Raw genomic sequence first — 8,485 nt, 5'->3', positions numbered from 1 at the left:
AGCGGCTACTATTTCGGCGCCGACATCGCCCGCTACGTCTCGATCGGCGAGAGCGTGCAGGTCGGGCGCGGCAGCCACCCGGTCCAGTGCGGCTCGACCTCGCCGCTGTTCTACACCCACCACCCGGCGGTGCTCGACCGCCCCGAGCCGCGGGCGGCGGATTACGAGATCTGCGGGCCGTATCTGTGGCCCAAGCGCGTGCGCATCGGCAACGACGTCTATATCGGCCACGGCGCCTTCCTGATGCCCGACATCACGATCGGCGACGGGGCGGTGATCGGCGCCATGGCGGTGGTGACCAAGGACGTGCCGCCCTACGCGATCGTGGCCGGCAGCCCGGCCCGGGTGGTGAAGATGCGCTTCCCCGACGCGCTGATCGAGCGCTATCTCAAGGTGCAGTGGTGGCGCTACGCCTTCTGGGACCTGCGCCAGTGCGCGATCACCGACCCCGAGAAGTTCCTCGACGCCGTCGAGGCGCGGATCGCCGGCGGGATGCAGGAATACCGGCCGGACCTGATCCCGCTGCGGTCGCTGGTGCCGGGGGGGTGAGGGTCGATCCGCGGCGGCCTGCTCCGCGGCCGGCCACCGGCGGCCCCGATCCCGTCACCCTCGGGTGCCTCACGCCCGGCCGTGCAGGAGCCGGCGCCGGTCGGGTTCGGGAAGCGTCTGCCAATATGCGGTCGCCGCCTGCACGTAGCCGAGCCCGACCGTCCCGTCGGGTGCCGGCTCCCCGCGCCCGGTGTAGTGCACCGCCCATTTCGTCTTGTAATTCATCGTCGCCAGTTCGGTCCGGGCGATCCTGCAGCCCCGCGTGTTGATCGCGGCCCAGACGACCTGATCCCCGGCGCCGCTGAGTTCGACCGGCAGCGTCGCCCACAGGGCCGCGATCTCGATGGCCGCGCGGCTCAGCATCATGGTTCCCGTATCGGCGAACCGGGTGCCGTCGCTCTCCCAGTCGAAGGGGTCGAGGATGCTGCGGTCGAGGCGCCGCAGGATCCTCCGGGACACGCCGATCTCGGCTCCGGACGACACCATCTGTTCGCGCAGGCTCGAGACGTGACGGCTCTCGAGCCAGTTGTCGGCATCCAGGAAGCAGACGTGGGAGGCACCGGTCTGGAAGGCGTGCAGAGCCCCGACGCCGCGCGCGAAATTGCCCGCATCCCGATGGGCCGACGGCAGGACGATGTGCTCGCAGGCCCACAAGCCGACGAGATGCTTCGGATGCCCATCCGCGACCATGATGTGCCGGGCCTGCGTATCCTGCTGGAGGACGCTCTGGTGGGCGGACAACAGATCCGCCAGTTACCTGTCCGCCGCAGTCCGCAGCGGTCCACTAAACCACTCAAATATCGAGATAATAAGCAGTCCAGCTTTCGCGGCGGGCCGCTGGCGTTCGCCCAAATCCGCGCTTATGATGTGGATAGCGTCATGGGTGCGAATGCCATGTTGGGTAAGCTCACCGCCCTTGGAGTCGCCAAGCTGAAAGCCCCCGGCATGTACGGGGACGGCGGCGGTTTGTGGCTTCAGGTATCCGGCAAGGGCGGGAAGAGTTGGGTTTTCCGGTACACGCTGCGCGGTAAATCGCGCGAGATGGGGCTCGGCCCGGTCAGCACGTTCTCGTTGGCCGAGGCCCGCGACAAGGCCTTGACCTGTCGGAAGCTCTGCTACGAGGGCATCGATCCGATCGAGATGCGGCGCGAGCAGCGCCAGGATGCCGCCGTAGAGTCCGCGAAGGCGATTACCTTCCGCACCTGCGCCGATGGGTACATCGAGGCTCACAAGGCCGGCTGGCGGAACGACAAGCATGCCGCGCAGTGGACAGCGACGCTCGCGACCTATGCCTACCCGGTGTTCGGCGACCTGCCGGTGCAGGCGGTCGATACCAGCTTGGTGCTGAAGGCGCTGGAGGCGATCTGGAGCACAAAGACAGAGACCGCCACGCGGGTGCGAGGGCGGATCGAGTCCGTGCTCGACTGGGCCGCGACCCGCGGCTACCGGCGCGGCGAGAACCCGGCGCGCTGGAAGGGCCACCTCCAGAACCTGCTGCCGAAGCGCTCCAAGGTCCGGAAGGTCGAGCACCACGCCGCCCTGCCGTTCAAGGACGTGCCAGCGTTCATGCGCACGCTTGAAGGCCAGCCAGGCATCCCCGCGAAGCTGATGATCTTCACGATCCTGACGGCGGCGCGCACGGGCGAGGCGCTCGGCGCCCGTTGGGATGAGATCGACCTAGAGGCCGCGATCTGGAGTGTGCCGGCCGAGCGGATGAAGGCCGGCGCCGAACACAGGGTGCCGTTGTCGACAGCGGCGCTGGCGATCCTCGCCGAGATGCAGGGCCTCGACGACATCTTCGTGTTCCCCGGCAGCCGGCGTGGGAAGCCACTCTCCAATATGGCCATGTTGGTGCTGCTCCGGCGGATGGAGCGCGCGGGCCTGACGGTTCACGGCTTCCGCAGCACTTTCCGGGACTGGGCCAGCGAGACCACGCACTTCCCGTCCGAGGTGGTCGAGATGGCGCTCGCCCACACCGTCGAGTCCAAGGTGGAACGAGCCTACCGTCGCGGCGACCTGTTCGAGAAGAGGCGTGATTTGATGGATGCGTGGGCGACGTGGTGCAGTCAGGGAGCCGCACGATGACCTGGGAGCCAGGATACGATCCAACCCGTGACGCCCGGATGGAGAAGCTGACTAAGCAGATCTTCGATGTGATGGCTTCCCTACCAGCTAGAAGTGACAATCCGAGGAGCGAAACCGACATTCGTCGATGGGCCACTACTATCGCGCGCTCCATGCCCTGGTCCATGCCTTTTCACAACGGCATGACGAGAGCCAAACAATCCGTCATTCGAAGTGAAATCAACAATTTCAAGAATGCAATCGAAAAAGCTGAAACCATCCTTCTCGGATTCCACAGTGACACATTTGGAAAAGCAGTCGAATTAGGTACAAGTCTCTGGGACATTCGAGCCTCAATGCAGCCCGCAATAGATTTCGCGGAGTCTATGTCCAAAGTTTCGTTGGATAACATACCCAAAGCAAACAAGAAGTTTGGGAAAGGCGCAAACCGTCGCCGCGCTGAAGCTGTCGCCACCCATTGTGCAAATTATTATCACTGGATAACCGACAAAGAGCCATCGCGAACCTTCAAAGAGGACAGCGATATAGCAAGCGATTTTGTGAATTTTCTGGAAGAGATATTTACGATTGCGGAGATCGAAGCATCTGCTGATGGCGTCGCAAAGGACGTGATCCGCGCATTCAAGGCCAAGCGGACAAATTGGATCAAAAGGCGGAGCAATCCGTCCATATGACTTTGTAGATCCACACCATTAGCTTTCGATTGTCCCCACGAATCTCTGGGGACCGATCTAAGGACAATCGCCATGAACTACACTGTTCAGGGCGCGGCAGAGAACCTGCGCGCGCCAACGGGGAAGCTTTTGCATCGTCGCAAGGATGCTCAGAACATCCTATCCACTAGCAACACTACGTTCCACAAGCTGGTCAATGAGGGCAAGCTAAAGGTCGTTCACATCGGAACAGCTAGCTACGTCACGGACGAGAGCCTGCGCAGCTTCCTCAACTCCCTTGAGCAGGAGGCCGCGTAGCACGATGGACCTGAAAGTAGATGAGGGGCGGAGAGCGTGCAGGCGCTCACACCCCTCGAATGTCGCTTCGGCAGCAGACATTCCTCAAATAGCACGCCGACCCGATCCCGCCAACGGTAGGCCCTTCGTTTTCGATAGCCGCGGTTGCTTCCTCGGCTTCGTGACCGGCCGCGCCGAGGCGCGCGCTCTCGTTCGGGAGGGCGTGTGATGAGCGTAATCTACCACTATACCGACACCGCCCGCCTGCCGTGGATCCTACAGGATGGAGTTTTACGGCCCGGCCGTAATACCCTCGGCGGGTTTCCCGACCCGGACTTCCTCTGGGCGACCACCATGCCGATCCCGGATGCCACGGCATCCTCGGGCGGGCAGGGTGCCCTTGCTGCGCTGAAGGACGGTCGCACCCGCACGGTGCGGCTCACCCTAAATGCCTCCGACTTCCAGGGCTGGCCTGATGTCACGGCCGGGTACCCGGCCTGGACGCCCAGCGAGGTCAAGCGCCTAGAGAAGATCGCCTACGGTGGCAGCAATCCTAAGCACTGGCGTTGCCGGGCCAAGGCGTTGCCGCGCGAGGCGTGGCTAGCCGTCGAGACCCGCGGGTTCCGGGATCGCGAGTGGACCGCTATCGACCCGCACACGGAACTGCTGGACCTCGGGGACGGGGCCCTCGGGCTCTGGATCGGGGAGCTTGCGTACTTCTCCGGTCAGATCCCGCAGCCCAACGGCAATATGGGCTACACCGTCTTCGTGGGACGGAGGACTGCCGCATGAGCACGCTCCAGCCTTACGGCACCTTCCCCACCCCCTACGGTGTCTCCGTGCCGGTTTACCTGCCGGAGGCGGTTAATCCGGCCAATCCCGAGCATGTCCTGTTCAGCATGGACGGGACGGCGATCTTCGCCGGTATCCACGACAAAGCGGAGCGGGTGCGCTTCGCTGCCGATGCCCACCGCCTCGGCCACATGCCAGCGTTCGAAGACTACGGCGGCGCCCCCGTTCCCAAAGTGCCGCTCCCCAAGCCGCGCGAGCCAGCCTACCCGCGCGTCGCCGGCATGGAAGCGGATATCCCGATCGAGGCGTGGACCACCGGCATGCTCGATCACTTCCGGTGGTGCGACCGCGCCGAGTACCTGATTGGTCTCATCGGCGAGAACCAGGAGCAGGCGACCTGGAGCCGCGACGAGATCGTCGAGGAGATCTACCCGCTCGGCCTCTCGATGATGCTCACGGCCGCCCTTGAACACCTCTGCGAGATGGAGATCGACTGCATCGAGGCAGCCGCGCTCTACGCCCTGACCGAGCACGAGGAGTGGCGCGAAGCCGGCATCACCTGGCTCCGGCCATTCCAAAATACATGGTTCCGGGATTGGCGTGACAGCCGGCCTCGCTACAGCGCGTTCGCCCGTCGGATGGTGAAGGTCTTCGCCCTCCCGAACTGGCTGTGCGGCAGCGGGGGAGGCGCCTGATGCCGATCTCCGCTGCCAACCAGAAGCTCTATCCCGGCGGCTCGATCCGCTCGCCGGAGTGGCGCGCGATCCGCGACACGATCCTGAAGCGGGCTCGGTTCCACTGCGAGGGAACCTCCCGAGTCTTTGAGTGCCGGGCCGTCCACGGCGACCCGCACCCCGAGACCGGGAAGCGGGTGGTGCTGACCATCGCGCACCTGGATCACGATCCGCGGCACAACGATCCGGGCAACCTGCGGGCGCTCTGCCAGCGCTGTCACAACCGGTGGGACAAGTCCCATCGGACCGCCAACGCGCGGGCCACGCGACAGCGCAAGGCGATCCAACTCGGGCTGTTCGATCAGAGTGCGGGAGGAAGGCCATGAACGCGCCCTTCCGCAACAGCGCCCTCAGTGCCGATCTCGCCCTCGACGCCGCAGCCGAGGCCGCTGCCATCGCCGAGAGCTACGCCCGCGCCGCCCAGGAGTTCGCCAGCGTCGGTGATCATCGCGGGCTCGCCTACGCCCTCCGGTGCGCCTCCAAGGCCATCCTGAGCGCCAACGAAGCGGCCTTGCTCGGCAGCCCCAATTTTGGGGGCGTCTGATGGACCTCCGCACTGCTGCCCGGCTCCTCGGAGGCAAAGTCAACGGTCGGGGCATCAACTGTCCCGGCCTCGGCCACAGTGCCCATGACGAATCCATATCGGTGATCTTCAGCCCGTCCGCGCCGGACGGCCTGCTGGTGTTCGACCATGCCGGAGGAGATCACCTCGGAGCCAAGGACTACGTCCGCGAGCGATTAGGGCTTCGAGGAATTGTTGATAATATAAACAATTCCTCCCGAGCTACTGGGCATGCTGTCTCGGCACCGAGACAGGTCAATGATGACAATATACATAATGACCAAGGACAAAGATCGCGGCGCCGCGACGTTGTCATTGATGACAATGTACACAATGACAAAAGCTCGGATAACACGGCACTCGCCCTGCGGATCTGGCGCGAGGCTCAGCCGGCTGCTGGTTCGCCCGTCGAGTCCTACCTCGTCCGCCGCGGTCTCAGCCTGCCCGACAACGCGCACGAGGTGATCCGGTACACCCCGGCCTGTCCCTTCGCGGGTAGACGGACCCCGGCCATGGTCGCGCTGGTTCGGAACGTCGTCACCGACGAACCGCAGGCGATCCACCGGACGGCGATTACCCTTGAAGGTCAGAAGGCTGTCGTGAATGGCCGCGACCGCCTCGCGCTCGGCCCACTGGCTGGCGGTGCCGTGATGCTGACGGCGAGCGCCGAGGTTACCTACTGCCTCGGCGTGGGCGAGGGCATCGAGAGCGTCCTGTCCATGCGCGCCCTACCCGAATTTGGGGAGCGGACGCCCGTCTGGGCTCTGCTGAACACAGCAGGCATCTCCGGCTTCATGCCGCTGCCGGGCATCGAATCCTTGTGGCTGGCCGTCGACCACGATCCCGGCGGCGAGAAGGCCGCCAGCGCCTGCGCTGGACGCTGGCGCTTCGCCGGTAAGGAGACGTTCTTGGTCAGGGCCACGATGCCCGGCGCCGATCTCAATGACATCGTGGAGGCGCGGCATGGCTGATGCGGCCGCCTATACCATCGAGCATCTGCGTCCGCGGGCCGAGCGGCGGGACGGAGATGCCGCTCGCCCCGGCACGGCGATCAACATCCGCTGGCATGGCGACGCGGACCCGAATGCGGATCGGGCGTGGCTCGTGCGGGATCTCATCCCAGAAACCGGCAAGGGATTGGCGGCGGGCCAGTGGGGTGCCGGCAAGACGTTCGGCGTGCTGGACCTCAGCTCCTCGGTGATGACCGGCGAGTCCTTCGCGGGCAAACGGGTGCTGCGCCAGGGCGGCGTGTTGTTTATCGCCGCCGAGGGGGCGCACGAAATCCCGATCCGGTTGCGCGGCATCGTCCAGGGCAAGCTCGGGCCGGACGCCCCGGACCGGCTGCCGTTCGCTTGGATCGAGGAGTGCCCGCGCTTGCTCGACGCCGACGCGGTGCCGCAACTCGTGACCGTGGCGAAGATGGCGGCCGAGCACCTAGTCGAAGCGTTCGACCTACCGCTGGCCCTGATCGTGATCGACACCGTCGCGGCCGGCGCCGGCTTCATGGACGAGAACTCAGCCGCCGAGGCTCAGAGGGTGATGAACGCCATGGAGGCGCTGAGCCACCAGACCGGCGCCTTCGTGCTCGGCGTGGACCACTTCGGAAAGGCCGTGGAGACCGGCACCCGGGGATCCTCCGCTAAGGAAGCCGCCGCCGACGTAGTGTTGGCCATGCTTGCACACCGGGACGAAGCCGGCACCATCAACAACACCCGCATGGCGATCCGGAAGGTGAGGGGAGGGCGCTGCGGCTACGAGATTCCCTACGCGCTGGAGGTGGTCACCGTCGGCGAGACCTACGACCGGGAGCCCATCACCACGTGCATCGTGAACTGGCAGACGGATCGGATCTCGGCCGCCACCGTCACGGCAGCGAAGGAGCGCTGGCCAACCTCGCTCAAGGTGTTCCGCAGCGCGTTGACCAATGCCCTCGCTGATCACGGAATTAAGGTGCACCCGTTCGGTATCAACGGGCCTGAGGTCATTGCTGTCCAGCACACGCACGTCCGAGAAGAATTCGGCGCTTCGTACCCGGTGGACGGAGATACCTCCGCTCAGCGATCCGAAGCCCGGAAGAAGGCATTTCAGCGGGCCGCCAAGACTGCTCAAGGCAAGGGCTTGATCGCCGCGCGCGACCTAGATGGCGTCGACCATTTCTGGCTAACAGATGCGGGCTGAACCCGGGACATCCACCCGTCTTTGCGTCCGGGACAGGTGCACCGGGACAAACGGGACACTTCCTAGTGTCCCTGTCCCGTTTGTCCCCCCCCCGGCACCGGGACAGCCGGGACATCTGTCCCGTTTGTCCCGTTTGTCCCGTCTGAACTGAGCGACGTCAGGGAACGAGCCCAGTTAGCCTCCCGGTAGACCCGAACAAGCCGCGCTGTGGCCGGTAGGAAGACGGCGTGCAGTTAAAAGGTCTCAGAGATGATCAGACGGACGTGTCCGCTGTGAGGGGCACTCTGTGAAAGGTCTGGAGAGATATGCTCGTACGCAAACCGCACCCTTCTAAAAATCTGGCACGGACAACTCGACTCCTCGATGACCTCTAGCGGCGGATGCGCCATCCGCTGCTTAGGACGAATTAAGTAACTTCTTCAGTGTCTTGAATTTCGAGACTGCTCGCTACCCACATCGCTCCCCACGATCACGGGCGTTTCTAACTCGATCTTGTGCCCGCCCTACTGCTTTGGCTTCTGGCTCGGCGGAGCCGACTGATCGGTCTGCGGCTCCATCTTGGACGAGTCCGCCTTCGTGGGCGTGTTGTTCTCGGCCTTCTTGTCGTCGCAGCCAGCCACGCCGATGGCGAGCAG

At 64.6% G+C, this 8,485-nt stretch carries 11 protein-coding genes; 10 read left to right on the top strand and 1 reads right to left on the bottom strand.

What is annotated here, in order from left to right; all coding sequences use genetic code 11:
* Positions 1-549, top strand: a 549-nt coding sequence (locus MKK75_RS10200; protein WP_244042475.1) for a CatB-related O-acetyltransferase, incomplete at its 5' end; no start/stop codon positions are given.
* A 69-nt stretch (positions 550-618) separates the two neighbouring features.
* Here MKK75_RS10200 and MKK75_RS10195 read toward each other — a convergent pair.
* Positions 619-1,239: a glycosyltransferase family 2 protein gene (locus MKK75_RS10195; RefSeq protein ID WP_244042474.1), complete on the bottom strand. Its 621-nt coding sequence runs from the start codon at positions 1,237-1,239 to the stop codon at positions 619-621.
* 204 nt (positions 1,240-1,443) lie between these two features.
* Between MKK75_RS10195 and MKK75_RS10190 the strand changes: the two genes are divergently transcribed.
* The 9 genes from MKK75_RS10190 (at position 1,444) to MKK75_RS10150 (ending at position 7,850) form a co-directional block, all read left to right on the top strand.
* Entirely contained in the window at positions 1,444-2,634 is a 1,191-nt protein-coding gene (locus MKK75_RS10190) for a tyrosine-type recombinase/integrase (protein ID WP_244042476.1), read from the top strand.
* Positions 2,631-3,308 (top strand): hypothetical protein, encoded by a 678-nt coding sequence (locus MKK75_RS10185; RefSeq protein WP_244042473.1) that lies wholly within the window; start codon positions 2,631-2,633, stop codon positions 3,306-3,308. Before MKK75_RS10190 ends, MKK75_RS10185 begins: the two co-directional genes overlap by 4 nt.
* A 72-nt stretch (positions 3,309-3,380) precedes the next feature.
* The gene (locus MKK75_RS10180) at positions 3,381-3,605 is read left to right on the top strand and encodes a DNA-binding protein (protein ID WP_244042472.1); all 225 of its coding nucleotides are present in this window, start codon (positions 3,381-3,383) and stop codon (positions 3,603-3,605) included.
* A gap of 207 nt (positions 3,606-3,812) precedes the next feature.
* On the top strand, positions 3,813-4,376 hold the full coding sequence (locus tag MKK75_RS10175) for a hypothetical protein (protein WP_244042471.1): 564 nt from the start codon (positions 3,813-3,815) through the stop codon (positions 4,374-4,376).
* Positions 4,373-5,071, top strand: a complete 699-nt coding sequence (locus MKK75_RS10170) for a hypothetical protein (protein ID WP_244042470.1) — start codon at positions 4,373-4,375, stop codon at positions 5,069-5,071. The genes MKK75_RS10175 and MKK75_RS10170 overlap by 4 nt, the downstream gene beginning before the upstream one ends.
* The gene (locus MKK75_RS10165) at positions 5,071-5,436 is read left to right on the top strand and encodes an HNH endonuclease (RefSeq protein WP_244042469.1); all 366 of its coding nucleotides are present in this window, start codon (positions 5,071-5,073) and stop codon (positions 5,434-5,436) included. The genes MKK75_RS10170 and MKK75_RS10165 overlap by 1 nt, the downstream gene beginning before the upstream one ends.
* Positions 5,433-5,654, top strand: a complete 222-nt coding sequence (locus MKK75_RS10160; RefSeq protein ID WP_244042468.1) for a hypothetical protein — start codon at positions 5,433-5,435, stop codon at positions 5,652-5,654. The genes MKK75_RS10165 and MKK75_RS10160 overlap by 4 nt, the downstream gene beginning before the upstream one ends.
* The gene (locus tag MKK75_RS10155) at positions 5,654-6,643 is read left to right on the top strand and encodes a toprim domain-containing protein (protein ID WP_244042467.1); all 990 of its coding nucleotides are present in this window, start codon (positions 5,654-5,656) and stop codon (positions 6,641-6,643) included. The genes MKK75_RS10160 and MKK75_RS10155 overlap by 1 nt, the downstream gene beginning before the upstream one ends.
* Positions 6,636-7,850 carry an ATP-binding protein gene (locus tag MKK75_RS10150; protein ID WP_244042466.1) on the top strand — a complete coding sequence of 405 codons (1,215 nt, stop codon included), beginning with the start codon at positions 6,636-6,638 and terminating at the stop codon, positions 7,848-7,850. The genes MKK75_RS10155 and MKK75_RS10150 overlap by 8 nt, the downstream gene beginning before the upstream one ends.
* Positions 7,851-8,485 lie beyond the last annotated feature (635 nt).

Source organism: Methylobacterium sp. J-030 (genome assembly GCF_022829545.1).
Classification (GTDB): domain Bacteria; phylum Pseudomonadota; class Alphaproteobacteria; order Rhizobiales; family Beijerinckiaceae; genus Methylobacterium.
Note: the sequence above shows the minus strand (reverse complement) of the source record. Positions and strands in the feature narration are given on the sequence as shown.

What these genes read in the sequence shown, in the direction of transcription:
- MKK75_RS10175 (WP_244042471.1), top strand. Translation starts at nt 3,813, where the DNA reads ATGAGCGTAATCTACCACTATACCGACACCGCCCGCCTGCCGTGGATC.
- MKK75_RS10190 (WP_244042476.1), top strand. Translation starts at nt 1,444, where the DNA reads ATGTTGGGTAAGCTCACCGCCCTTGGAGTCGCCAAGCTGAAAGCCCCC.
- MKK75_RS10150 (WP_244042466.1), top strand. Translation starts at nt 6,636, where the DNA reads ATGGCTGATGCGGCCGCCTATACCATCGAGCATCTGCGTCCGCGGGCC.
- MKK75_RS10170 (WP_244042470.1), top strand. Translation starts at nt 4,373, where the DNA reads ATGAGCACGCTCCAGCCTTACGGCACCTTCCCCACCCCCTACGGTGTC.
- MKK75_RS10185 (WP_244042473.1), top strand. Translation starts at nt 2,631, where the DNA reads ATGACCTGGGAGCCAGGATACGATCCAACCCGTGACGCCCGGATGGAG.
- MKK75_RS10160 (WP_244042468.1), top strand. Translation starts at nt 5,433, where the DNA reads ATGAACGCGCCCTTCCGCAACAGCGCCCTCAGTGCCGATCTCGCCCTC.
- MKK75_RS10165 (WP_244042469.1), top strand. Translation starts at nt 5,071, where the DNA reads ATGCCGATCTCCGCTGCCAACCAGAAGCTCTATCCCGGCGGCTCGATC.
- MKK75_RS10155 (WP_244042467.1), top strand. Translation starts at nt 5,654, where the DNA reads ATGGACCTCCGCACTGCTGCCCGGCTCCTCGGAGGCAAAGTCAACGGT.
- MKK75_RS10180 (WP_244042472.1), top strand. Translation starts at nt 3,381, where the DNA reads ATGAACTACACTGTTCAGGGCGCGGCAGAGAACCTGCGCGCGCCAACG.
- MKK75_RS10195 (WP_244042474.1), bottom strand. Translation starts at nt 1,239, where the DNA reads ATGGTCGCGGATGGGCATCCGAAGCATCTCGTCGGCTTGTGGGCCTGC.